This window comes from Shewanella sp. NKUCC06_TVS (assembly GCF_019345515.1).
In the GTDB taxonomy this organism is placed as follows: domain Bacteria; phylum Pseudomonadota; class Gammaproteobacteria; order Enterobacterales; family Shewanellaceae; genus Shewanella; species Shewanella oncorhynchi.
In genome coordinates this window covers 164,279-190,199 of sequence record NZ_JAHKQX010000003.1, presented here as the reverse complement: position 1 = coordinate 190,199, position 25,921 = coordinate 164,279, and the positions used below count along the sequence as shown (strand labels likewise).

At 44.2% G+C, this 25,921-nt stretch carries 17 protein-coding genes; 14 read left to right on the top strand and 3 right to left on the bottom strand.

Annotation, left to right across the window (positions count from 1 at the left end; translation table 11 throughout):
- Positions 1-68: 68 nt before the first annotated feature.
- From KO531_RS04670 to KO531_RS04640, 7 genes are all read left to right on the top strand, one after another.
- On the top strand, positions 69-977 hold the full coding sequence (locus KO531_RS04670) for an FAD:protein FMN transferase (protein ID WP_219250500.1): 909 nt from the start codon (positions 69-71) through the stop codon (positions 975-977).
- Between the two features lie 20 nt (positions 978-997).
- Positions 998-1,657 carry a response regulator transcription factor gene (locus KO531_RS04665; protein WP_028760171.1) on the top strand — a complete coding sequence of 220 codons (660 nt, stop codon included), beginning with the start codon at positions 998-1,000 and terminating at the stop codon, positions 1,655-1,657.
- Positions 1,658-1,741: 84 nt separating this feature from the next.
- Complete coding sequence (locus KO531_RS04660) at positions 1,742-3,139, top strand: ATP-binding protein (RefSeq protein ID WP_219250499.1); 1,398 nt, start codon at positions 1,742-1,744, stop codon at positions 3,137-3,139.
- Between the two features lie 490 nt (positions 3,140-3,629).
- Positions 3,630-5,258: a glucan biosynthesis protein G gene (locus KO531_RS04655; protein WP_049821716.1), complete on the top strand. Its 1,629-nt coding sequence runs from the start codon at positions 3,630-3,632 to the stop codon at positions 5,256-5,258.
- Between the two features lie 23 nt (positions 5,259-5,281).
- On the top strand, positions 5,282-7,465 hold the full coding sequence (gene mdoH / locus KO531_RS04650; RefSeq protein WP_105252289.1) for a glucans biosynthesis glucosyltransferase MdoH: 2,184 nt from the start codon (positions 5,282-5,284) through the stop codon (positions 7,463-7,465).
- Positions 7,466-7,663: 198 nt separating this feature from the next.
- Positions 7,664-9,268: a L,D-transpeptidase family protein gene (locus tag KO531_RS04645; protein WP_251068839.1), complete on the top strand. Its 1,605-nt coding sequence runs from the start codon at positions 7,664-7,666 to the stop codon at positions 9,266-9,268.
- A gap of 154 nt (positions 9,269-9,422) precedes the next feature.
- Positions 9,423-9,971 carry a DUF882 domain-containing protein gene (locus tag KO531_RS04640; protein WP_028760165.1) on the top strand — a complete coding sequence of 183 codons (549 nt, stop codon included), beginning with the start codon at positions 9,423-9,425 and terminating at the stop codon, positions 9,969-9,971.
- On the opposite strand, the gene KO531_RS04635 is transcribed toward KO531_RS04640, so the two are convergent.
- On the bottom strand, positions 9,922-10,353 hold the full coding sequence (locus tag KO531_RS04635) for a hypothetical protein (RefSeq protein ID WP_106650352.1): 432 nt from the start codon (positions 10,351-10,353) through the stop codon (positions 9,922-9,924). The genes KO531_RS04640 and KO531_RS04635 overlap by 50 nt on opposite strands.
- Before the next feature lie 303 nt (positions 10,354-10,656).
- On the opposite strand from KO531_RS04635, the gene rplY reads away from it, so the two are divergent.
- Positions 10,657-10,944: a 50S ribosomal protein L25 gene (rplY, locus tag KO531_RS04630; protein ID WP_028760163.1), complete on the top strand. Its 288-nt coding sequence runs from the start codon at positions 10,657-10,659 to the stop codon at positions 10,942-10,944.
- A 191-nt stretch (positions 10,945-11,135) separates the two neighbouring features.
- Here rplY and KO531_RS04625 read toward each other — a convergent pair whose 3' ends face one another.
- Positions 11,136-15,131 (bottom strand): translocation/assembly module TamB domain-containing protein, encoded by a 3,996-nt coding sequence (locus tag KO531_RS04625; RefSeq protein ID WP_219250498.1) that lies wholly within the window; start codon positions 15,129-15,131, stop codon positions 11,136-11,138.
- On the bottom strand, positions 15,128-16,978 hold the full coding sequence (locus KO531_RS04620; RefSeq protein ID WP_028760161.1) for an autotransporter assembly complex family protein: 1,851 nt from the start codon (positions 16,976-16,978) through the stop codon (positions 15,128-15,130). Before KO531_RS04620 ends, KO531_RS04625 begins: the two co-directional genes overlap by 4 nt.
- Positions 16,979-17,098: 120 nt before the next feature.
- Here KO531_RS04620 and KO531_RS04615 point away from each other — a divergent pair, with 120 nt between their 5' ends.
- From KO531_RS04615 to kdpA, 6 genes are all read left to right on the top strand, one after another.
- Positions 17,099-18,130, top strand: coding sequence for an isoaspartyl peptidase/L-asparaginase (locus tag KO531_RS04615; protein ID WP_028760160.1), 1,032 nt, complete (start codon positions 17,099-17,101; stop codon positions 18,128-18,130).
- Between the two features lie 387 nt (positions 18,131-18,517).
- Positions 18,518-19,522, top strand: a complete 1,005-nt coding sequence (locus KO531_RS04610) for a 2-oxoglutarate and iron-dependent oxygenase domain-containing protein (protein ID WP_219250497.1) — start codon at positions 18,518-18,520, stop codon at positions 19,520-19,522.
- Positions 19,523-19,540: 18 nt separating this feature from the next.
- Positions 19,541-20,701: a PLP-dependent aspartate aminotransferase family protein gene (locus KO531_RS04605; protein WP_219250496.1), complete on the top strand. Its 1,161-nt coding sequence runs from the start codon at positions 19,541-19,543 to the stop codon at positions 20,699-20,701.
- 648 nt (positions 20,702-21,349) lie between these two features.
- On the top strand, positions 21,350-22,831 hold the full coding sequence (locus tag KO531_RS04600) for a TrkH family potassium uptake protein (RefSeq protein ID WP_049821715.1): 1,482 nt from the start codon (positions 21,350-21,352) through the stop codon (positions 22,829-22,831).
- Positions 22,832-22,883: 52 nt separating this feature from the next.
- Positions 22,884-23,882, top strand: coding sequence for an FAD:protein FMN transferase (locus KO531_RS04595; RefSeq protein WP_219250495.1), 999 nt, complete (start codon positions 22,884-22,886; stop codon positions 23,880-23,882).
- Between the two features lie 314 nt (positions 23,883-24,196).
- On the top strand, positions 24,197-25,921 hold the full coding sequence (kdpA, locus tag KO531_RS04585; RefSeq protein ID WP_219250494.1) for a potassium-transporting ATPase subunit KdpA: 1,725 nt from the start codon (positions 24,197-24,199) through the stop codon (positions 25,919-25,921).

The following is a 25,921-nucleotide window of genomic DNA, read 5'->3' as shown; positions in this document are numbered from 1 at the left end:
CATACTCAATTTACCCCTGAACTTATTCAATCGCAATCCCAGTGGGATGCCATGTGAAGAGGTGATTTATGATGTCGACATCATCCCTAAAGACCGCACCTTATTCGTTGCAGCGCCGTGATTGGGGTTATGTGGGCGAATTTAGGGCCATGGCAAGTCCCTGTGAAATACTCATTGGGTGCGATCAATTTGATATTGCAGACGATATGTTGGATATGGCTGTCACTGAGGCGCTGCGTATCGAACATAAATACAGTCGCTTTATCGCGCAGAATTGTCTGTACCAATTAAACCATGCCAATGGTCATAAGCAGCTTATCGATGAAGAAACCTGGCAGTTATTGGCTTTTGCTAAACAATGTTTTCAGCTCAGTGATGGACTCTTTGATATTTCTGCTGGGCCGTTAATGGAACTGTGGCGCTTTGATCCCAAAGCCCAATTGCCCGAACATGGCCGCATACTTGCCGCGAAAGACTTAGTGGGGTTTGAGCGCATCGAGTTTGATTCGCGCCATATTGAGATGCCAACAGGTATGAAATTGGATTTTGGTGGTATCGCAAAAGAATATGCGGTCGACAGAGTCGCCTATGAGTTAGCCGAATGTTATCCAGACATTCCAGTGTTAGTGAATTTTGGCGGTGATATCGCTTGTCCCGTGTCTAAAGTGACGCCATGGCAAGTGGGAATTGAAGATCCACGACACCTTGACCACGCTGCGAGTGTACTGGCGATTAGTCAGGGTGCATTAGCGACCAGTGGCGATACGCGGCGATTTTTTGAAGTCGATGGCAAGCGTTACGGCCATATTGTCGACCCACGCACTGGCTATCCCGTTATCCATGCGCCGCGCTCTGTGACTGTGTTAGGGCCAAACTGCGTGACTGCAGGTATGCTCGCCACTATGGCTATGCTGCAGGGGCGAGACGCGGAAGATTTTTTACAGCAACAAGATGTTAAGTTCAGTATTTTCCGTTAGGGCTCAGTTAAGGACATTGAATGCGTATTATGTTGGTTGAAGACAATGAGTTATTAGCCCAAGGAATTTGCTTGAGTTTGGCGAAGCTGGGTATGCAAGTTGATCACCTTAATAGTTATCAGCAAGCCTTGTTGGGGGTTAAAAATGAAAGCTTCAGTGCCATAGTGCTCGATCTGGGATTGCCTGACGGTAATGGTAAAGAGTTACTTAAAGCTTGGCGCCAGCAGGGAGTGTCAATTCCCACAATAGTTCTGACCGCTAATACGGATTTTGACACTAAGCTCGAATGTTTAGACATGGGCGCCGATGATTATCTCGGTAAACCTTTTGATGTGCGTGAATTAGCCGCGCGCATTCGTGCTATCGTCAGACGTCAGTATGGGCTCGATCACAACAGTTTGATTATTGGTGCTTTGTGTATCGATTTAAATACCCGTGAAGTGACCTTTCGTGATCAAAATGTGCTGCTTTCACGGCGTGAATTTCAATTACTGCTCGAACTCGCTCAGTCGGCAGGGCGTGTATTGACCCGCAGCCAGTTAGAACAGTTAACCTATGGCTGGGATGAAGTCGGCAGTAATTCAATAGAAGTGCATATCCACCATCTGCGCAAAAAACTTGCCAATGAATTAATCAAAACCGTGCGTGGAATAGGCTATACCTTGATTGAAATAAATTAATTTGAAGAGTTAAGTGACAAGCTCCACGTTTTTGGGTACTGATAACGCAGTGATGACTTGAAGCATAGTCGTTAGGAAAAAGAAGTGATTCGATTAAAGGGGCTAGATGTGTATTCACTGCGTTTGGTACTGACATTATTAATTTTGTCAGGTATTTCAGTATCCGTCGCTGTGTCTAGCTGGTTGAGTACTCGGGATTCTAAGCATCAAATCGAAGAACTCTTCGATGCGCAAATGCTCCAAACCGCTAAAATGTTGGAGTTGTTCTATCATACTGAGCCCGATGCAACAGCTCAGGATCTCGTCATACCCCAAGTGCTCCACGTTCCCGATAGCCAGATCAGTTCCTTTGCCGAAAAGGCCGATGCGCTGAAACTGGCCTATGAGCATAAATTGGCGTTTCAAATCTGGAGTGAGGCGGGTGAAGCCTTAGTTTTATCGGATAATATTGGTCATCAACCTATCAGTCGATTCGTACAGGGTTATCATAAGAAAGTGTTCGAAGGAGAACTCTGGCATGTGTTCAGTTTTTTTTCGGTTAAAAATCATGTTTGGATTGTCACTGCTCAACAGGATGAAGTACGCCAAGAGCTCGTATCGCAAATCATGCATAACGCCGTGATCGTACCTTTAATGGTAGTGCCTTTAACATTAATTATTGTTAGCTTCTTGTTTTATCTCTTGTTTCGGCCATTAAAAACCTTTGAAAGAGAATTAATTGGACGTGCGCCCAACGATTTGACCCCGTTGACTATGTCATTGCCTAAAGAATTAGTCCCTGTTCGGCGCGCATTGAACTTATATATCAATAGTATCGCGCGATTTATCGCCCGTGAGCGTCGTTTTAGCGCCGATGCGGCCCATGAGCTTAAAACGCCATTATCTGTGATTAAATTACATCAACATGGCTTAGAGAGTCTGATTGATGATGATCCGCAGCAGAAATTCCATTTAGCTGCGATAGATGCTGGCGTAGTGCACATGAGTCATACCGTTGAACAATTACTCGTATTAGCAAGGGTGGACTCGATTAATGAGCTTAATGTGTCATCCCACGCCATTTTGCCTATGGTCGAAGATGCGCTTAATCAATTAATGCCACAAATCACAGATTATGAATGGAATATTGATATCGCATCCAATCTAACTGTGACCTGTGATCGTTTTTATTTGCTACTTGTATTGAAGAATATTATCGAAAATGCCTGTAAATACAGTCCACAGGAATCGGAGATTTCAGTGTCGGCCCATGCTTTGGATGATGAAATCTGTATTTGTGTCGCGGATCGAGGCCAAGGCATGACAGAGCCGCAGATTGCCAATGCGACAGAACGTTTTTATCGTGTGAATGAAAATGAAGGCATAGGAGCGGGATTAGGTTTGTCTATCTGTTATCACATCATAGAATTGCACCAAGGTCGTTTAGTGATTGCGCCTAGGGATCAAGGTGGATTATCTGTGACACTTTTTCTGCCAAAATAGTTCAGGCAATGAAATGTTAAAATAGATCCGCAGTTTCAGTGACATCAGCTCAGTTGTTTTGATACATTTAAGCGGGTAAAATTTTGAATTTTCCTGCTGTCTTAGTGTTAATCCTTAGGCTTACCAACGGATTGATTCGCTTATTGTGATATTTCATCTATGATCATCAACACTTAGTTGAGGTGTAAAAAGGCTCATTTTACTTTCAATAATGTAGCATTTGGATCACTTAATTTGTTTTTGTAACTTTGAAAACAGAAATAAGCATGATAATGTTATTTTAATATTCATTTTTGGTATAAGCTTATTCTCAAATAGTATTGTGTAGAAGGGGTTAACTGCATCTTTATTTATGAGTTTTTTTCTCCTTCTGATATCTTTCGCGATATGTAAGCAACTGTTTTTTTTCATCCCTAAATCAGAGTGAAAAAAATTCACTGTATACATAAAAAACATTGATTTCTTAGTTTATTTTTTAGGTTACCTATCTATGGTTAGCTTGTTGCGTTGCCCATCGTCCAAACCTTATTCGTCACTCATATGTTCACTGACGCTAGGCGCTGTAGTCGCCCTGTCTGGTGTCGCGTACGCTGAAGAGACAAAACCCGCCGAGGCAGTTCCTGTGGTTACTCCACCGAAAGTGATTTCTCAGCCCAGTACAAAAAATCAAATCAGATTCACTAAGACAGGCGCTTTTGATAGCGAAACTGTCGTGAAGATTGCAAAACGTTTGGCAGCGAAACCTTATGTGACCCTCAAAGATCCTTTGCCAGCTGGCCTTGCTAAACTGTCATACGATGAGTACAGAGATATTCGTTTTAACCCGACTGCGTCTATTTGGCGTGATCAGGGTGTGCCATTTCAAATGCAAATGTTCCACCGTGGTTTCTATTTTCAAGATCTGATCGAGATTGCGATTGTAGAAGGTCAGAATGCAACGCACTTAGCCTATGAGCCTAAATATTTCACCGCAGGTGAAGTGATTACTCAAGCGCTACCAAATGATGACATTGGCTACTCAGGATTCCGTATTCATAACCAATTGAATACTAACGGTGTATTTGACGAGCTTATGGTATTCCAAGGTGCGAGTTATTTTCGTGCTTTAGGTAAAGGTAACGCCTATGGCTTATCTTCCCGCGGTTTGGCGTTAAAAACGGCTGACGCTGAAGGGGAAGAATTCCCGATATTTCGCGCCTTCTGGGTTGAGCGTCCACACAATGACAGCAACTTGATTGTTGTGCATGCCTTGTTAGATAGCCCAAGCGTAGCAGGTGCCTATACTTTCTCTGTCCGTCCCGGTGATAACACCTTGATTGATGTAGAAGCGACACTGTTTCCTCGAGTTGAGCTGAGCAAAGTCGGTTTAGCACCCAGCACTAGCATGTTCTTACATTCACTCAATGGTCGTCACGACACCGATGATTTTAGACCTGAAGTACATGATTCTGATGGTTTATTGATGTTAAATGGTCGTGGTGAGCATTTATGGCGCCCATTGGCTAATCCACGTCAGTTACAAGTCAGTGCGTTTTCTGACAACTCGCCTCAGGGATTTGGTCTGATCCAACGTGAGCGTGACTATGCGTCATATCAAGATTTAGAAGCCCATTACGAACGTCGCCCAAGCCTATGGATTGAGCCTGTGGGTAATTGGGGGCAAGGTTCAGTGGTGTTGACTGAAATTCCGACAGAGTCTGAAATTCATGACAACATTGTTAGTTATTGGAAACCACGTCAGCCTATTCCTGCTGGCGGTGAATTTCATTTTGCCTATCGCATGAGTTGGGGTGAAGAACCTGCTGCGAAAGTCGGTGCCGTACATATTTCTCGCTCTGCCAGTGGTCGTGCCGATATTGCTAAGGCGACTCCAAGACGTTTATTTGTGGTCGACTATCAAGTTGAAGGTCCGATGACAGATGAAATGCCAGTCGCTAAAGTTGAAGCTTCTGGTGGTGTGGTCACGAACGTGGTGATTGCCCGTAATGCCGCTAAAAATGGCTATCGCTTAGCTTTTGAATTAGAGCCAGAAGATAAAGATCTTATCGAACTGCGCGCTGAACTTAAGTTCCCAACTCCTCGTCAGGTTGAAACCTGGCTCTATCGCTGGACGCTGTAAGGTTCATGACGGAGCAACATGATATGACTGTATCCGATAACTCGGTACTCGAGACGGAAGTCCTCGTGGGTGGTAGTGCTATGCCAAATGAACGGCCTGGCGCTATGGAACCCCAAAATTTAAGTAAGATGCCAGAGGGATTCCCTCGCCGTAGCACTGTGGCTGATGGGGTACGCTCGCGTACCTACCGTCGTGTGTTTGTGGTGGGTGGGGCTTTATTATTATCTTTGTTTGCTATCTATGAAATGGGGGCGGTATTTAGCATTGGCGGAATTACTCCTCTGGAATATTTAGTGCTAGTGCTGTTTGCGGTTAACTTCTGCTGGATTGCTTTGGCGTTTTGTAGCGGTATTGCAGGTTTTTTAATTTTACTGCGAAAACCACGGGCAAAAGATTTGCAAGTGACTGAACTGCATACGCGAACCGCGATTTTGATGCCGACCTATAACGAATCTCCTGATAGGGTATTCTCGGCGGTTTCAGTAATGGCTGAAACCTTGTCGCAAACGGGTCATGGTCATGCTTTTGATTGGTTTATCTTAAGTGATACTACCGATCCCGATATTGCTTTGCTCGAAGAGCAGGCGTTTCTGGTGTTACGCCAAGAAACCCATAAGCATTCGCGGGTGTATTACCGTCGCCGTCGTAAAAACGTCGCCCGTAAAGCGGGTAACGTAGCCGATTTTTGCCGTCGTTGGGGGTCGCGTTATGATCACTTGTTAGTGCTTGATGCCGACAGTTTGATGGAGTCTTCAACCATCACTGGCTTAGCTCAGCGCATGCAGGCCGATCCTGATGCGGGTTTGATCCAAACGATTCCGTCGTTGATCAATGGCACCACTTTAATGGCCCGTTTACAGCAATTTGCGGCGCGTATTTATGGCCCGGTTATTGGTACCGGGTTAGGTTGGTGGGTACAAAAAGAAGGTAACTTCTGGGGCCACAACGCCATAATCCGCACCGAAGCCTTTATGACCGCGGCCGGATTACCCAACCTTAAGGGTAAGCCACCTTTTGGTGGTCATATCATGAGCCATGACTTTGTTGAAGCTGCGCTGATCCGCCGTGCGGGTTGGAGTGTGGTCATTGCCTATGACTTACCGGGTTCATACGAAGAATGTCCACCGTCGATTATCGACTTAGCCGTGCGTGATCGTCGCTGGTGCCAAGGTAACTTGCAGCATTCGCGTATTTTGCCGACTAAAGGTTTGCACTGGGTAAGCCGTTTACATTTACTGACGGGTATCATGGCTTATTTGTCATCTCCTTTCTGGTTGATGTTGATTTTGACTGGTTTGATGTTAGCCCTGCAGGCACACTTTATTCGACCTGAATATTTCACCGATCAATTTTCATTGTTCCCGACTTGGCCCATCATGGACTCGGATAGGGCATTAAGATTGTTCTACATTACTATGGGGGTTTTGTTTGGCCCTAAAGTTTTTGGGGTCTTGTTGCTGCTTAAAGACGGTGAGTTTGCTCGCAGTGTTGGTGGTCGAATTAAAGCGATATTCAGTGTGATCTTTGAGGTCATACTTTCAGCGCTAATTGCACCTATCATGATGTTTATCCATTGTGGTGCTGTGATGTCAATTCTGATGGGGCGTGACAGTGGTTGGTCGCCGCAACGTCGTGATGACGGCAGTATGCCTTGGATGACGTTAATCTATCGTCACCGCTGGCATATGCTGGCAGGTGTGATGTTAGGTTATGCGGCTATTTTGGATTCTTTGACTTTGTTAGCTTGGATGAGTCCGGCGTTGATCGGTCTGTGGATTGCTGTGCCTATTTCGGCATGGACAGGTTCAGTTAAAATTGGCGAAGTGTTCAAGCGTGCCGGTATTCTTGCAACACCAGAAGAACGTAACCCTGCGCAAATTTGTCTGCAAGCGCAAGAAGCGCGCGCCGCTTACCAAAGACACATTGCTGAGCCTTGGACGTTAGCACAGGTACTTAAAGACCCTGCGTTGATGGAATTGCATTTAGCCATGGTGGATAAACAGCCTTTGCGTGCTGCGGGTACACCAATTGAAGCGATGGAAGCCATAGTGCATGTGAAGGTGCATGAAGCTCGTTGTCAACAGAGCGCATTAGCTTTACTCAATCGTCAAGAAATGGCGATGGTGTTGGCAAATCCTTTGATGTTACGTAGCCTACAGAAATTACCAGAGCAATTTGTCGAAGAAGATCTCGTGTCTTTTTGCTAACGAGCACTTGCTCAGCATATTTATGCGAGTTTGTTTGATATCAATGCCACTGACGACCTCAGTGGCATTTTTCTTTTCATTATCTGGAGTTAACCTCTAGTAATTAATTGATCTCCATGGAATAGTCATATAACAGTGTTGTTAACTGATATAACCGCTGGCTCTCAGGTGACCTTAAAAATAGCTAAGGGAGTATTTATGATATTGAAAAAGATCATTCGCTATTTGCCCCCATCCATGCGTGTAGCGCTAAACGTGAGAGAACTCAAATTGATAGAGCAGGAGTTCAACATCGCGAACTTGAAAGCATTGCAGATTAACCCTATGCCGACGAGGCGTAATCTAGCGCAACTATTACTCAGCCTTTTTTTCTGTATTCCAATAATTTTAGTGCCAAAGGTAGGTGCAGCTGATGGCGCTCAATCCCTGACATCAAATTCGAGTATTGCTGCACAGCCAAATCTTGAGGGTAAAGCTGAAGATCTTACTGCTGTGCTGCCGATTGCGGCCTTAGTGCCACAGGTGTTGCTATTGGATCTCGCAGGCGTTAATCCAGTATTTGGCCAGCATTATCGTGACTTAACACTTTCTCCTAATACCTTATCTACTGCTGATTTAGTACGAATCCAAGCTGATGTTACCGGTTACTGGCATTATGTGATGACATCCGCTGAATGTAACAACGCTGGAGCCCCAGGGACGGTTTCATCCGTTATTCCAGTGGATCCCCAATATCAAAGGGTGCTTAAGCAAATCGCCCATTTAGTGCAATTGGACACAATTGAACCATGGGAAACTTTAGTGCTAGATGAAAAGTTAACCTTAGGAATGAGTCATCAAATCGTTGATACCATAGCAAAGCGTATGTGGATATTGGGAGACTTAGCCACTGAGCCTAGAGTGAATCAAGTTTATACCGAAGAACTTATGATTGACATTAAGCGCTTTCAGCAAAAGCATGGGCTAAAACAGGACGGGGTGATAGGTAAGCAGACCTTATTTTGGGTGAACCAATCGCCAAGGGCGAGGGCGGTACTATTAGCTAAAAACACTATTCGACAAAGAGTGTTTGAACGTAAATTAGAGCCGAGTTATTTGCTGATTAATGTGCCCGCTTTTGAGATGACGTTGGTCGATAATGGTACGCCAGTGTTAAGTTCCAAGGTTATTGTGGGTAAATCTTCTCGGCAAACACCGATTTTGGACAGTCAGATTTCTAGCGTGGTGCTTAACCCTAGTTGGCGAGTGCCTAGCAGCATTTTACGGCGGGACATTCTGCCGCAAATTCAGCGAAATGGTCATTATCTTAATGAACGTCAATTTGATGTGTACGATTATAACGGTCAACGGGTGCAACGCATGCCAGAGGAATGGCAGGCATTAGCCAGCGCTTCGTTTCCCTATCAGCTTGTACAACGCCCTGGGGCGAAGAATGCATTAGGTAAATATAAGTTTCACTTTGATAACAGTTTCAGTGTCTATTTACATGGAACTTCTGAGCCAAGTCTCTTTAAAAAGGACGATAGGGCACTATCATCTGGGTGTATTCGTATTGAAAAAGCCACTGAATTAGCCCAGTGGTTTAAAGAGCATTTAGTAAAAGACAAACGTTTATGGGACAAGTTAGCCCCTGGTATTACTGAACCCCAGTGGTTTTCACTTTCCGAAAAGTTGCCCGTGCATCTGGTTTACTGGACTGCATGGTTAGACGATAGTGGGCAGGAGCAATACCGTCGCGATATTTATCATTTGGAACCTGAGCTGACGAATGCTGTGCCTGCCACGGTTTTGGAACAACATTAACGTTTTTGTGCTGTAAAGCTGAGCAAGATAACCATCTGAACTCGCTTGGCATTTTGAAATCCTACTCAGAATGGGGTTGGCAAAACTTGATCTTAGGGCTTATTCAGTATAATTTGCCTTACTAGTGACCGAAAAGCATACAAAAGGTGATCATGTGACTTTAATATGTCCTGCCCGTAGGCAGTTATTGTTAGGCCTTAGTGGTGTGGCATTATGTTCCTTTATTCCCTCAAAAGCAGTTGCCAGCCGTTCAACCAAAGGGATCCGCGAGTTAAGTTTGTTTAATCGTCATACTGGCGAGCGCGATGATGGTAGTTACTGGGTAGATGGTCATTATCAGAGCAAGGTGTTAGACAATTTTAATCATTTGCTGCGGGATCATCGTCAGAATGTGGCAGCGCCTATGGATAAGCGCTTATTTGATTTACTCCACTCGCTCAAAACAACCTTGAATACCAACGATGAAATCCATGTAATTTCTGGTTACCGTTCACCAAAAACCAATGCCATGCTCGTGAGCCACAGTGGCGGAGTTGCTAAGAAGAGTTATCACATGCGCGGCATGGCGATGGACATAGCGATCCCTAGCGTTAAACTAAAAACCCTCAGAGAGGCGGCTTTATCCCTGAAACTCGGTGGTGTGGGTTATTATCCTAATTCTGGCTTTGTGCACGTCGATTGTGGTCCGGTAAGGCACTGGTAGCAATGATCTGTTGTTGGATCTGCTGATAAAAATCTTGTTCCAAGGCTTGCGATTCGATCAAGTAATGTCTGAGCAGCGGGATAAATTGTTGATTGAGTTTGTTCATTTCTCTATGTTGTTGCCAATCACAGATCAATAGGCTGAGACGTTGTGAAAATTGATATTGTCTTTGCCTCTGCGACTCAATATCGACAGACTCAATAATTTGCATAAGTAAGATCAAGCTGCGGTTTTTTTGTTGGGTGCAGGCAAGCAATTCTAAGAATTTTAATTCGAGGGTATTTTGCTGATAAGGAACGGTTTCGATAAGAGAGACGAGTTCACGGGCCAGTTGGCATGAAAGTCTATTTTCTTGTTGTAACTGGTATAGCGCATGACGCATTTTTTGACACAGCAGTTATCGAAATTTGCCCGAGCTTAACAGGCTTCTCAATTTCCCAGTGTGATCTAGATCTCGTGTTTTTTGTTTGAGATCAAAGCCTTTTCTCTGCCGTAACAGCCAAGATACAAGTTCCTCAATTTTATAAATAGCGGTCTGTTTTGCTAACGCTGACGCCGATAAATAGAGGGCTTGCGGTATTCTTGTGCGCTTTGGGTATCTATGTTAGTATTCGCGCGCTTTATATGAGCCGTCATTGGTCGAAAATGCCGGCAACTTTTTACTCTAAATTTAAGTGAGAAACACATGTCTTACACTATCCAAGCACAAACCCGCACTGAAATAGGGAAAGGTTCGAGCCGCCGCCTACGCCATGCTGGTAAAGTACCTGCTGTTATTTATGGCCAAGGCAAAGAGCCAGTTTCTATTGTTTTTGATCACAAAGATATCATTAACATTCAAGCTAATGCTGACTTCTACACTTCTACTCTGACTATCGTTGTTGATGGTAAAGAAGTGGGTGTTCGTGCACAAGCTATGCAACGCCACGTGTTCAAGCCAATCATTGAACATGTTGACTTCGTTTACGCTTAATTGTCGTAACTGAAGCAAAAAGCGCCTAAGGGCGCTTTTTTTGTGGCTGATTTTTAGTTGTTTGTATTTATAGGTAGACACTTAGGCTTTACCCAAACAACCTCAACATACTGTAACTCGTATTTTGAGGTTGTTTGGCTAGAGTAATTGGATGCTAATTTTGTAGTATCAATATTTTGGTATTCATATGGTTATTTGATATTGAAGTTGTAATAGATATCAAGTGATTGGCCTAAAGTGCCTGACACGGTTTCTAGATAGAGTTGTGAGAGCAAGTAATACCTGACTGTCATTTCGTAACCAGGGTTAAATACACCTACTCCGTATTTCACCATTAAGTTATCGCCGATAAAGCCACTGATCGCCACACGCCCTTCATCATTAGTGTCGAGTTGCACGTTAGAGAAACCAAATTCTTCAATGAGTCCTGTCGCAGTATTCCCTAGGTTGTTAATTGCGCCACCGCCCACCTGTGAGCCTAAACCGAGTGCCGCGCCCATCATCAGCGAGTTATTTTGCTCATTGTTGGCGCTGTTAAAGCCACTGCCTTTGATAATGTAAGACAAGATTTCGGCCTGCTCTTTGGCGGGATTGGAGAATAAGGTCACCACTGGGCGTGATGGCGTGCCTGTGACGCGTACACCTGCCACTAAGTCTTCAGTCTTAATTTCCCGTATCGCTTCAATATTCAGGTTTGGTAATGACGTTGGCCCCACAAATTGCACTTCACCAGTACGGATTTTTAGGGTTTGGCCCATAAACTTGTAGCTACCTTGATTGACTTTGATATTACCGAAGAGCAAAGGAGGACGGAAAGCTTGCTGCTGTAGCTTTAAGGTCCCTTGGAGTTTACCTTTGAGACCCATACCATCAATTCTGAGTTCGTTCCCCACACTGATATTCAGATCTGCAACGATGGCGTAGGGGCTAGTTTTAGGCTGAGTGGCGGCAATGGAATCGTCAAATACCACGTCTTCGGAGGCTGCGACACCGCCTTCCGCTAATGGCACAATTTTAATGTTGCCAGAAGGCACCGCTATTTTTCCTTTTACTGCTAGTTGCTTACTGTTGAAGGTTAAGTTGATCTCGGGGGAGACATCGAGAATAGCCAGTGGTGGTTGGATCACGGCGAGCTTATCGCCTTCGAGGGCTAACTCGCCACTAAATTGACCTTGGGGCCATTGCAGTTGACCATTCACTCTGCCTAAACCATTGCCCATCATCCAGCGTCCCTTAAGCTGCGCTTGTTGACCCGCAAATGACATCGACATGTCAATTTTGTCGATTAATGTTGGGTTTGCTGTTAGGGCTAAGGCGCCCTCAGTTAAGGCCATGCTCCCCGATACTTCGGGCGCATCTAGACTACCCGCAAAGTTAAGTTGACTCGTCAGCAAACCTTGCACTGTATTTAATTGAGGAAAAAACTCTCCAAGTGGCTGCAAGTTGATTTGCTTGATATTGGCATAACCTGACAGGGTGCGATCGGGTGTGACATTGACGTTAATCTCACTCTGCCAACTGGCCACGCCTTCTGATTCAAAATCTAAAACCGTCGCCAGCCGTTTTGCATCTAAGGTCGCTTTTAATGACAGGTTTTGGTAATTAATGGTGACTTCACGATTTTTATCCCGTTTGAGCATAATGCTGCCGGGGGCAAAATCAAAGTTCACATCGGCAGTAGGCTTACGGCCAGCAGCCCATGCAACATTGGCTAATAGCGATGCAGGGCCGTTCCAACGCATATTCGTTGGTAATATTGGGACAAGTAATTGCCCTGGATTACCTGAGTAGCTCACCTGTGCACTGCCTTTTTTACCTATTGGTGTATTACTGTTTAGGCAGATACGGCTATTGGGATTCATGAGGCAAAAGGGCGTAATGCTGCCTTGATTCTTGATTTGGTCCCAAGCCAGATTAATGGTGTTATCGAGCTGCCATAGGCCTACGGGCGTGTTGAGATTTAAACGATCAACATCGAGCTGTAGTCGTGACTTCTTCACATCGTATTGGCTGCTCATCGTTGCATCGAGCCCAAGATCGCCCGTGGCATTGAGGGTGAGTTTTTGAGCGTTAATGGTACCTTTCGCCCCGAGTGTCACTGTATCTAAATTTTGTTCTGCAATCTGTAAGGTTTTTGATTTTAGCGAGATAGCAAATTCATGTTGATCTAGCGGCTTGTAATAGGCCTTTAAATTAGATTCCTGCAGTTTAATGTTTTGATAGTAAAGTTCTGCCAGCTGCGCTGTAAGCTCGACCTGGGGGTGTTTCTCATCACCAGTGACATTGATCTGCGCCTGTAGTTGGCCGCTGGCCTTAGGTAACCACAGGCCAAAGTCGGGCACTTGTAATTCACCTTGGAGATCCCAGTTGGCATTGGCTTCGCCTTTAAGTGCCAGAGTTGAACCTAGTACTTTGGCGTTCAGCCCCTTAGCACTGACATACAGGGAATCATTCACACTGATATCCCCTGTAATATCGAAGGGATAACCTTGCAAAGTGCCAGTGAGCTCAGTATCGCTCAGGGATACTTGCCAACGGGGGGCTGCAAATGAGCCTTTAGTGCGTAATTTTCCTGAAATCAAACTGTCCGGTAAACCCGTTGTACTTTGCGCTGTATCCGTTTGTGGCAGCTGTATTTCTTGTAATTTGACGTCATTGATCCAGAGATTGGCGTTCCAGCTAATGGCTTTTTGATAATCGAGTTCGCCCGTGAGCTTGACCTTACCAATCGCGCCCATTACATCAAGATTATTGATGGTTAACTTAGCATCTTGATGTTGGATGTCAGTGTCTATGTCGAGCACTTTGTGAAAGGGTGTGATCAGTTGGCCAGTAAGACTCGCCTCTTGCCGATTAAGGTCGCCTTGGCTATCGAGTGTGGCATTGCTTACCGAGTATTCAGGGTTCTTCAGTGGCCACTGAAGCCGTGTTTGTTCAAGTTTCACCTTGTAGGGCAGGTTAGGGTCTTGCAGTGTTATTTGGCCATCTAGCGTAAAGTCGGCATCGCCCTTGGCGACGGCATTCACCTGAAGTTGCCCTAAACTTTGGCTCAGCTTTAACGTTAATACTTGATGAGTGAGATCTGGCAATTCGACTAGTTGGTTAAGGGTGAGATTTGCCTCTAAATCGAGTGGATAATCTTTATCAAGTGTTAGGCTGCCAGTGATATCGACGCTGCCATCGGTGTGGCTGATGGCAAGATGGTCTAAGGTCAATTGGTATTCACGGAAACTGCCTTGTAGTTCTGCATGGCCAAAAACATCTTTACGATCGCCGATTTGCAGTGTGGTGTTGTCTAACGTTAGGGCATTGACTGTCACAGGGAAAGGCATAAATACTTGTGGCAATTGTGCTAAAGCCCATTCAGCCTCAGCCTCTTTTGTTAGCGACGGACTGGCCGATGGTGTCGGTGTAGTATTCTTAGCAGTGTTGGGATTTGCTGCATTCGTTACCGCTGCCGTGCTGGCTTGCGTTGCTACATCGGTTGATGCAGGGATCAGTATGAATAATCCTTCGCTGGATAGCTGTTTAACCGACAAACCTTCGGTAAACCATTGTGCTTCTGCGTTAAGACGATTAGCGGTAAATTGCATATCATCCACTTGGATATTAACACCATTGAGTTCAGCAGAATCTAAAACAATATCAAAGGGTAATAGGAGCTCGCTGGGTTCTTCATCAAGTGGCGCGACTGGCGCTTCGTTTGAGTCTGCAGAAAGCGCTAGGGTATCAATAGTGACATCGACTTTAGCCGCAGATAAGCTATTCACGCATAAGCGTTTCTGCAGCAAACAGGCGGGTTGCCACAGTAAATGCAGATCCTCAAGTTGCACGTTCATTCCGGCCATAGACCAAGCCGCGTGAGATAGGGCTAAGTCTTTGTTAATGGAACCAGAGGTATAAGTCAGTTCAAGATCGGGTACAAATTGATCGGCTAAACCCACGGTAATGCGCGAGCCAAATTCAGTGCCGAGTAATAGGGCGATTAACACTAAAAGCCCCAATGGCACATAGATAATAATCCGAGTCCAGAGTTTGAACTGCCGCCACAGTCTTTGAATGAATGACACCGATGGGGTGACAGAGGTCACTATGGTTTCAGTGGCTTCGGCTTCATTGGCTTCAATGATGGGATTATCAACGATATCTTGTTCGCTTGGCTTATTATGCTCTGGGGGCTGGCTCATAGATCTGTCCCCATGGTTAGGTGAATTCGCCATGATCTTTCAATGGTCTCAGTTTCTTTCAATCCGACCCCTAAATCTAATTTGATTGGACCAATCGGGGAGATCCAATGGATACCGCCACCGACAGAGACGACAGGTTCAAATTGATTATTATCGAAGGCGTTACCCGCATCGATAAATGTGCCGACCCGCCAAGTGGGTGTCACATAATATTGATATTCCAAACTACCAACCATTAAATAGCGGCCACCGATAACCTCGCGATTGGTTTTTCCATCGTCAGCAACATAGTCTAAATAGGGGCCGAGTTCTTGATAACCATAACCGCGGACACTCTGATCGCCACCGGCAAAATAGCGTAGTGATGGTGGGATAGAGGCAAGATCATTCTCGTTAGCTAAGTTGGCAGCTAAATCAATACGAGCGACGATTCTGTGGTTATCGAAGAAGGTATCAATCCATTTAAATTTAGCTTGCAAGCGGGCTAGGCGGGTTTCTGATCCTAAATAGGGATCGGCATAGTCTAGGCTGTAAATTTGTCTAAACCCGGATTTAGGATCCAGTGAGTTATCACCCCGGCTAGTCCGAGAAAAGTTAATTCCTGCCAGATAAAACGACGGCATATAATCGACGTCAGACTGAGTATATTCTTCGCGTATGGCCTCCAACGAATAACTCATTAGCCATTGATTTTCTAGTCTTTGCTGACGTAATAGTCCCAGAAGGTACTTAGTCGACTCGAGCTGGCCTGTGTTACTAAAATCACGATTCTCGGCATCATATACCTGAGTCACACCGTATTTGTCCCGCAGCAAACCGAGGCGGATCTTCAATTGATCGTCTAAGGGATGCGTGAGCGGAATCGTATAAGTGGTTAATAACTTTGGTCTATCGGGCGACCATTCGAGACTGGTTTCTTGGGAATGCCCGTATTTATTGATTTGTGGTGTACGCCAAGTCACGCGCACCCTCGGATCAAAGGCTTGATCTGTTTTGCCAATATCACCACCAAAACCGAGTTCAATTGCGTGACTTGCCTTAGGTGTTAATTCGACTCGCATTGGAATATGGTTATCTTCGACGTTATCGATTTGCGGGATCACTTTGATATTGGCGAAATAACCAGTATCTAATAACTGACGATTCAAGGCGCTTACACGGCGAGTTGAGTATGAAGCACCTTCTTTAAAGGGGATAAGATCCTCTAATATATCGGGTTCTAAGTTATGGCCATCGAAACTGACTTGGCCAAATCGGTAACGTTTGCCTGAATCAAAATGCAAACTTACCTGTGCGGTATTAATATCGCGGTTAACTTTAATTTGTGATTCAGTAAATTCGCCATCGAAGTAACCTCGTGCCAAGGCTAAGGTGACCAGTTGCGATTTTACGTCGCTGTAAACACCGTGATTTAACACATCGCCGGGTTTAATGTTGACCTTTGCGAGCCATTGATCGAAGGCTCGGTCATCAAGCATTTCACCACTAAAATTAATATCGACCCACTGAACAATGGTTGGCTCGCCGGGGCTGATTTCAAGTTTTAATTCCCACGGTCCCTTGTCATGCTCAATCAGCTTTTCTTCTACTTCACCGTGATAGTAGCCCATGGATTCTAAGGCGGTGCTGATATTGTCATCGACATTAAACAAAAAGGCACGGCGCTGCACCTCAGATTCAGGTAAAGCGCCTAAGTGAGCAACTATGTTGCTTCGAAGCGCTTCATTCACGCCTGTAACAGATAATTTGATAAAATCATCTGCTGCCGCGACTGATGTGACTGAAATCAGACTCAGAAACAAGCAAAGACGAATGTAATGTGAGGTGATTTGCAAAAATGGCTGCACTTTATAGTCCCTGTGATTTGGCATCATTGTCGCCAGAATAAAACCAACAGGCAAGGAGATGATTGAAATTACACGATGAAATGGTTACAAAGGACGCTACTTTTTAAGGGGATGTAAAGAATGAAAACAAAATTAGCCACCTTTAGTTTAATTATTTCGGGCCTACTTTTTATGTCACATAACACCTTTGCCAATGATAAACCGTTCGCCATTGCGATCCATGGCGGTGCGGGGACGATTTCTAAAGCTAATCTCACCCCTGAACAACGCCAAGCCTACAAAGATAAGTTAAAGGAAGCGGTCGATAAAGGCTCAAAAGTCTTAGAGGAGGGCGGTGACAGCTTAGTGGCAGTACAAACCGCAATTAATATCCTTGAAAATAGCGCTCTGTTTAATGCAGGTATAGGCGCGGTTTACACCTATGACGGCGGACATGAATTAGATGCCTCCATTATGGATGGCAAAACCATGAATGCCGGTGCTGTTGCTGGAGTGCGTCATATTGCCAATCCAATTGACTTAGCCTTGGCCGTGATGAATAAATCTGAGCACGTGATGCTCTCGGGCGCAGGAGCGGAAGAATTTGCACTGACTCAAGGTTTTACTTTAGTGCCAAACCGTCATTTTGATACTGACGAGCGTTATCAGCAATTACTCGATGCACGGCAAAAACTGCAAGCTGCGGCTAAATCTGAACAAGTTGCTAATGTTGAGATGAAGGACCTCGATTACAAATTTGGTACCGTTGGTGCTGTCGCCTTAGATAAAAAGGGTAACTTAGCTGCAGGTACATCGACCGGTGGTATGACGGCAAAACGCTTTGGTCGTATTGGTGACTCTCCTGTCATCGGTGCTGGCACTTATGCTGAAAACGGTGTTTGTGCCGTATCGGCAACGGGTCATGGTGAATTCTTTATCCGTTACCTCGTCGCGGGGGATATTTGTGCCAAGGTGAAATATCAGCAAAAATCTATCATTCAGGCAGCAGATGAAGTTATTAATCAACGTCTTATCACTGCTGGCGGTTCAGGTGGTGTGATTGCAGTCGATCAGCGTGGCAATATTGCTACGCCATTTAATACCGAAGGTATGTACCGCGCCACCCGTAGTAATGGTGAGCCAGCCCAAGTGCTGATTTGGCATGATCAATAATGTCATTTGTAGAAGTATCTAGGTTTATAACTGACATGACTTAGAAACGTTAAAACTTCGAAACCTTAAAAAGCGAGTGCCGCAAAAGTGGACTCGCTTTTATTTTTATATCTTAATTTTACTAATATCTTGAAAAGTAACTAGATAAATATCATTAAGCAGTATGGCTTATGATGTTTATCTGAGTGGTGCGGTTTGAGTTGGCCTAATAATTAGCGCTGTTTTAACCTTTGAAATTCAAATCTAGCAGTATAGAAGCCTAGATGTCTATATATCCAAATGATCTATTATTACCGTTTAATATATCAAATAGTTATTAATTCATTATCCATCGACCCATAAAGGCATAGAATCCGGCTCAGACAATGCATTAAATGGGAGTCATTGATGGAACAATTACCGATATTGAATTTAAGTGATTGGCATGCCGGTGGACAACGTCGTAACGCTTTTATTACTAAGCTTGCCGATGCAGCCAGAAGAATAGGGTTTTTCTATCTCACCGGCCACGGCATTGAGCTTGCTAGACAGCAGCAAGTACTTAAGTTAGCAGCAGATTTCTTTGCGCTGCCCGTCGTAGATAAACTTGCGGTGAAAATGGCTAATACACCGCATTTTCGCGGTTATACCCGTTTGCAAGGTGAATTGACCTTAGGGAAACCGGACTTGCGGGAACAGTTTGATATCATGCAAGAAGAAGTGGCTAACCCTCAGCAGTCTGATGTGCCTATATGGTGGCAGCTACAGGGGCCTAATCAATGGCCGTCACAATTACCACAGATGAAATCGACTTTATTGGCATTGCAACAGGATTTAGCCGATACCAGTGTCACACTATTGAGGGCTTTAGCTGTTGCGCTAGAGCAGCCAGAAAGCGCCTTTGATGCCACGATCGAAGCGGGTCCTTATCAGCATATGAAGCTTATTCGCTATCCCAGCGCGGATGGACAGACTTCAGGCCAAGGCGTAGGGGCACACAAAGATCCTGGCTATTTGACCTTAGTGCTGCAAGATAAACAATCCGGTTTAGAGGTTCAGACTGACAACGGTTGGTTAAGCATACCGCCATTAGAAGACGCCTTTGTGGTGAATATAGGTGAATTACTTGAGTTGGCTTCTAATGGGTATTTAAAGGCAACCAACCATAGGGTTACTAGCCCGCCTGCTGGGGTCGAGCGCTACTCGTGCGCCTTTTTTATGGCGGCGCAGTTGAATGCGACAGTCCCTTTGTTACCTTTGCCAAAGCATCTGGCGAACCAAGCTCAAGGACCGGCAAGCGATCCATTAAATCCACTTTTCCACCAAGTGGGCCAGAACGTATTAAAAGGGCGTTTACGCTCTCATCCCGACGTTGCTCAAGCACATTACGCCTCATTCGCTCATGCCATTTAATGGTTATTAGGATCTATTATGCAATTTAAAACTAAATTACTTCACACCCATTATGCCGCTGATAACTCGACGGGCGCGCTTACAACTCCTATCTATCAAAGTAGCACCTTCGCCTACGGTAGTGCCGAGGATGGTCGAGCCCGTTTTGCAGGTGAGCAACCGGGCTTTATCTACAGTCGCATGGCGAATCCGACAGTGCAGGCGCTTGAATATCAATTAGCACAACTGGAAGGGGCTGATGAAGCACTCGTTGTTGCGAGTGGGATGGCGGCAATCAGCAGTATTTTCTATGCCTTAGCCAGTCAAGGTGATGAAATCGCATTTATCGACCCCGTATACGGTGGCACTGCGGCATTTTTAATCCAAACGTTAACCCGCACGGGTATTACTGTGCGCCGTTATCAAGACGATGATCATTTATTGGCAGAGATTACCGCCGAAACAAAAATTATTTTATTTGAGCCCATCACCAATCCGACCTTAAAAGTCAGTGACTACCGTAAGGTTAAGCTTGCCGCCGAAAAAGTGGGCGCTATAACCATTTGTGATAATACGTTTTTAACCCCGTATTTATTCAAACCGCTGGAACATGGCATTGATATCGTGATGCACAGTGCCACTAAGTATTTAAGTGGCCATGGCGATTTGATCGCAGGTGTTGTCGCTGGACCTAAGGCATTAATGCAACCTATTCGCACTATAGCGCTTAAACATATCGGCGCTGCGATTGGGCCACAGGAAGCCTATTTATTACAGCGAGGCTTACGTACCTTAGCACTTAGAATGGATGCTCATCTTGCGGGCGCGGCTAAGGTCGCCGCTTTTCTTGCAACCCATCCGAGCGTTGCAAAAGTTTATTACCCAGGGCTAGCAGAGGATCAAGGTCATCAAGTTCTGAGTGAAACCATCAACGCCTTTGGCGGTATGGTGAGTATTGAGCTCGAAGGGGGTTTTAATCGAGCGGCGCAGTTTTTAGATCATTTGAACTTGTTTACTCAAGCGGTCAGTTTAGGCGACTTAGAGAGTCTTGCCTGTCACCCAGCAAGTACCACCCATGCTGCTATGGATGCCGCAAGTCGGCTAGCTTCAGGGGTGAATGACAACCTGATTAGATTGAGCATTGGCGTCGAAGATCCTCAAGATTTGATTGCCGATCTTGAGCAAGCCTTAGCCATTTAAGCATATTGATACTAGCCATCCCCAGTTAAATTGATTGGGGATTTCAAAAGTATAATGTTATTCATTTCGTCTATCTAAAGTTAATTTCCGTATTTTTTTACGTTTTTTTTACGCGTCAGAATTGTTTTCGTCTGTTAAAGTGAAAATCTGTATGACATAACGACTTACATTTTGATGGAAAAACTAAGTGTTTTTAAACTCTCTGTTAGGCTGAGCTTTATTTCTGAGTGCCTACTCGCTATTTGCTTGTATTTACCCTCTTGGAGGGGCTCATCTAAAGCATTATTATTGTACTCTAACTCGTTGTCGTTATGATTACACTTCAATGTTGTTTTCAATATGCGTATATGGCTGCATTTGTTGAAGCTATTCGTGTTTATTTAACATTCCTTGTTATTCCCTCCCAATGATAGATGTGGCTTTTTTTATTAATCTAATCACTTTTATTGTCATAGCCATTGTCGCGACGATAAGTCAACTTGCAGTCCACCTTAAACAACATAGAGTATTAGGGAAGACCTATTTTGTAACCTAACTCTGTTATCGATTGCATATGATTTTAGAGCAGGACGTGAGCGCTCGTATTTTATGATACCTAATAAATTATTCATTAAGTCTTTAACGATAAATATCTAAAGGTGAGTTGGAATGATTGCAGTCAGTGGAATACAGAAATCTAGCTCTCGATTTCATACCATAATTCATCTATGTAGCTTTTTGATTGTCATATATAGCTTCACCATGTTGATGCCTATCGCTGTTGCATTATTTTATAAAGATGGATATATCACTCCATTTTTAATCACATTCCTCCTTTCCCTTTTTATTGGTGTGGTCGGTTGGAAGATGACAAGTGAGGAAAATAAAAATCTGCAAAAACGTGATGGCTTCATGGTCGCTTGTTTATTTTGGCTGATATTTTCCTTAATGAGTGCATTACCTTTTCTTCTTGATAGACGATTGGACTTGAGTTTAACCGATGCCATGTTTGAAGGTGTGTCTGGCATTACGACGACTGGAGCCTCGATTTTTTCAGATATTGATGAACTACCCAAATCGATTTTATTTTATCGAGCACAGCTTAATTTTCTTGGTGGGTTAGGGATAATTGTTTTGGCTGTTGCAATTATGCCATTTCTTGGTATTGGTGGCGCAAAATTATATCAATCTGAGATGCCAGGTCCCATGAAAGAGGAAAAGATGACGCCTCGCCTTGCGGATACGGCTCGAAATTTATGGGGGCTTTATAGCGTACTTGCCTTAGGCTGTGCAGTTGCTTATAAACTTGCAGGAATGAATTGGTTTAATGCCATATGTCATAGTCTATCTACCGTTTCATTGGGTGGATTTTCCACACATAGTGACAGCTTAGGATATTATAACAGTGCTGCAATTGAGCTTGTGGGTGGTGTGTTTTCAATACTTGCAGCAATCAATTTCGCCTTATACTACATAGTGTTAGTTCGGCGAAGCTTCAAGCCTATTTGGTATAATGCGGAGGTTCGATTTTTTATTCTCATATTATCTATCGTTGTTGGGATCGCTTGTTTAGAGCTGAATCGTACTCAAACTTTTGATATTAAAGATTCATTGGTACATGGATTTTTTCAAACGGTTTCAGTTATGACGGACAATGGATTAGGCTCTGCGGGTTATCCTAATTGGCCCAGTCATATTGTGCTTTTATTATTAGGCGCGAGCTTTTTTGGTGGATGCTTTGGTTCTACTTGTGGCGGTATTAAAGCTGTCAGATTTTTACTTTTGTACCGTCAAGGGATCCGAGAAATTCATCAATTGGTTCATCCTAATGCCATTTTAACGACAAAGATCAGTGGCCAAGTCGTTTCAGACAGAGTCATTCGCTCAGTATGGGGATTATTTTTCCTGTACATATTTTTTACTTGCGTTTTTGTATGGGGATTGGTCGCCATTGGACATGATTTTGCCACCGCCTTTGGAACAGTCGCCGCGTGCATTAATAATATGGGAATTGGTTATGGTGACACTGCATCTGGATTTGGCACGTTAAAAGATGCGGCTAAATGGCTGATGTGTGTCGCTATGCTTTTTGGGCGATTAGAAATATTTCCTGTACTCATAATTTTCTCACGGGCATTCTGGCGATTTTAATTTTAAGTGTATTTTATGGTTAATTTGTCGAATTGACTGGGAGGGTCAGTAAATGAAATGGTTATTGAGATGTATATTACTCATTATGCTAGTAGGGTGTCAGAAATCGCCAGTTTATACCAAGTTAGAAGGCCTTGCGCAGGGAACGAGTTGGCATGTGACATTTTGGAGTAAAGACAAGATAAATAGTACAGAGATAAACCGCGAGATTGAGCGGCAATTGGCAGAAATAGATCTTCATATGTCTACTTATCGTTCAGATTCGGTGATTTCTCGTTTTAACAGTATGCACTTAGCTATGGCGGTCGGGGATGATATTTTAGCGCTCATAGGGATAGCCAAGGAGGTCACTTCAAAAACGGAGGGTTGTTATGATTTGACCATTAAACCATTATTCGATTTGTGGGGATTTACCCATAATCAATTAACTATTCCTACAGAAAGTGCACTTCAACAGACATTAACCTATGTAGGCTTACATCATTTAAGTATTGATAATCAAATGTTAACTAAAGATTTGCCAGAGGTACATCTTGATTTATCTTCGATTGGACAGGGATATAGCGTAGGCAAAGTTGCAGATGTGCTAAAGCGATACAATATCGATAATTATTTGGTAGAGATTGGCGGCGAAATGGTCGTACACGGCAGTAAGCTCGACGGTTCTGCTTGGAAAATCGCGATTGAAAAACCGCTGCCAGAACAGCGAATAATGCAAAAGGTTCTGCTTATTAATTTCCCTCAAGCGATCATGACATCGGGTACATATCGTCATTATTTTGATCATTTAGGGCAGCGCTATTCACATATTATTGATGCGCGAACCGGTAAACCCGTAACCCATAACACAGTATCTGTAACTGTATTGGCAACGGATCCGGCTAGAGCAGATGCTTGGTCTACAGCGCTATTATGTTTAGGAAGTCAAGAAGGTTTAGTCGTCGCTAATCAGAATGATATAAAAGCATTATTTATTGATGACAATAAAGGTGTACTTAAAGAGATTAAGACAGATAGCTATAATAAAATGAAAAAAATAGAGCTTAATTAATCTACAATATCATTGCTAGGTCATGTGTTAATGCCAGTTAGTATTTCTAGCTGGCATTTTTATTTTACTTTTATAGCTAATGCCATGGTTTATTGTGGCCTTGTTTACCACTGATTATGATGACTTTTACGTATTCTTTACGGGATTAGTCATTTGAACTCTAGAGACTTTACGCGGTTAATTCATATATTTGTTCTGTTACTCACTTTCTTAAGGACAAATTATATGGACTGGATATTTCTAATACTTTCCATAGCACTTTTCATCTACTTAGCAGTGGCAATGTTTGCCCCTAATAAGTTTTAGGAGTCGTTATGTTTGAAATTACCCTTATTTTTACTACTGCGCTTGGGCTCGCATGGCTGTTGGGATCCTATATGACAGGGGTTTTCTCTGGTCAGTCCCATTTTTCAGATCGTTTATTTAATCCCATTGAAAAGTGGATTTATCGGGCTATAGGCGTAAATGCCCATTCGGGGATGACATGGAAATCCTATGGTGCGGCGTTTCTTATCAGCAACTTGGTACTTGGCATTTTGGCGTTTCTTATCCTTAAATTCCAACATGTGTTACCGCTTAACCCCGATGGTATAGGACCATTATCTTGGGATCTGGCTTTGCACACTGCGGTGTCATTCCTCACCAATACCAATCAACAGCACTATTCCGGGCAGGCTCAGCTCAGTTATCTATCCCAAGGATTTGTCATTGTCACGCTGCAATTTGTCACTCCAGCCATGGCGCTGGCTGTTTGTGTGGCGATTTTGCGGGGAATGTTAGGCGGGTTGAATAATGACAGCGCCAAAGAGGGTGAGGCTCGAAATCTGGGTAACTATTATGTTGACTTAGTGCGCGGTGTACTCAGATTTATGCTGCCATTAGCGGCTATTGTGGCACTGTTACTGACTTGGCAAGGCGTACCGAGTAGTTTTGATGGTGCGCAAAAAGTGAACACCTTAGATTCTGCATCACCTATCACTGAGCAGGTCGTTCCGATTGGCCCCGTTGCATCTATGGTGGCCATTAAGCAGTTAGGTACTAATGGCGGAGGCTGGTATGGCCCCAACAGCAGTAACCCGCTAGAAAACCCAACGCCAGTCAGTAATGCAATCGAGACCATTGCCTTAGTGCTGATCCCTATGGCCGTCGTCTTTATGGCTGGCGGAATGCTAAGACGCAAAAAATTTACCTTGATGGCTCTGGTTGCTATGGGTTTATTGAGCGTCAGTTTTCTTGGGGCAACTGTGTACAGCGAGTTGCAACCCAACGCCGCCTTTGCGGGATTAAGCGCCCAAGGGCCTAATATGGAGGGTAAAGAAGTTCGCTTTGGACCTGAGCTATCGGCGCTATGGGCTTCTTTTACCACACAAACCTCTAACGGTTCGGTCAATGCCATGCACGATTCCTTCAATCCAATCGGGGGATTGATGACGCGATCAGGCATGCTACTCAATGCGATATGGGGCGGTATTGGCTGCGGTTTTGTTAACTTTATCGTTTATGTGTGGATTGCTGTGTTCTTATCGGGATTGATGATTGGCCGTACGCCAGAGATATTTGGTCGTAAGCTCGAAACTCGTGAAATCACCCTTTTGGGAAGTCTATTAGTTTTACCTACCTTGTGCGTCTTAGGTTTGACGGCGATCACTGTGGCTATCCCGAGTATTACGGGCAACAGTAACCCCGGCTTTCATGGGATTTCGCAAGTCTTTTACGAATATACCTCCGCTTTTGCTAATAACGGTTCGGGTTTTGAAGGTTTAGGTGATAACACGCCTTGGTGGAATATCAGTTGCGTTATCGCCTTACTGCTTGGTCGATACCTGCCGCTGTTTTTACCGCTGGCGATTGCGGGGATGATGTCGAGTAAAAGAGTGAGTCCCGACAGTAACGCGAGCTTGAAGCTCGAGAGTCCCACCTTTTGTTTCACCCTTATTGCTGTGATTTTAATCATTAACTTCTTGTCTTTCTTACCTGCGGCGGTATTAGGGCCTATTGGCGAAGCTTTAGAACTTGCCACTATGAGTCTGGAGAAATAG

Excerpts from the sequence above, each read along its gene's own strand:
- KO531_RS04605 (WP_219250496.1), top strand. The coding sequence starts at position 19,541 with ATGCAATTTAAAACTAAATTACTTCACACCCATTATGCCGCTGATAAC.
- KO531_RS04635 (WP_106650352.1), bottom strand. The coding sequence starts at position 10,353 with ATGCGTCATGCGCTATACCAGTTACAACAAGAAAATAGACTTTCATGC.
- rplY (WP_028760163.1), top strand. The coding sequence starts at position 10,657 with ATGTCTTACACTATCCAAGCACAAACCCGCACTGAAATAGGGAAAGGT.
- KO531_RS04645 (WP_251068839.1), top strand. The coding sequence starts at position 7,664 with ATGATATTGAAAAAGATCATTCGCTATTTGCCCCCATCCATGCGTGTA.
- KO531_RS04615 (WP_028760160.1), top strand. The coding sequence starts at position 17,099 with ATGAAAACAAAATTAGCCACCTTTAGTTTAATTATTTCGGGCCTACTT.
- KO531_RS04600 (WP_049821715.1), top strand. The coding sequence starts at position 21,350 with ATGATTGCAGTCAGTGGAATACAGAAATCTAGCTCTCGATTTCATACC.
- mdoH (WP_105252289.1), top strand. The coding sequence starts at position 5,282 with ATGACTGTATCCGATAACTCGGTACTCGAGACGGAAGTCCTCGTGGGT.
- KO531_RS04655 (WP_049821716.1), top strand. The coding sequence starts at position 3,630 with ATGGTTAGCTTGTTGCGTTGCCCATCGTCCAAACCTTATTCGTCACTC.
- KO531_RS04610 (WP_219250497.1), top strand. The coding sequence starts at position 18,518 with ATGGAACAATTACCGATATTGAATTTAAGTGATTGGCATGCCGGTGGA.
- kdpA (WP_219250494.1), top strand. The coding sequence starts at position 24,197 with ATGTTTGAAATTACCCTTATTTTTACTACTGCGCTTGGGCTCGCATGG.
- KO531_RS04670 (WP_219250500.1), top strand. The coding sequence starts at position 69 with ATGATGTCGACATCATCCCTAAAGACCGCACCTTATTCGTTGCAGCGC.
- KO531_RS04595 (WP_219250495.1), top strand. The coding sequence starts at position 22,884 with ATGAAATGGTTATTGAGATGTATATTACTCATTATGCTAGTAGGGTGT.
- KO531_RS04665 (WP_028760171.1), top strand. The coding sequence starts at position 998 with ATGCGTATTATGTTGGTTGAAGACAATGAGTTATTAGCCCAAGGAATT.
- KO531_RS04625 (WP_219250498.1), bottom strand. The coding sequence starts at position 15,131 with ATGAGCCAGCCCCCAGAGCATAATAAGCCAAGCGAACAAGATATCGTT.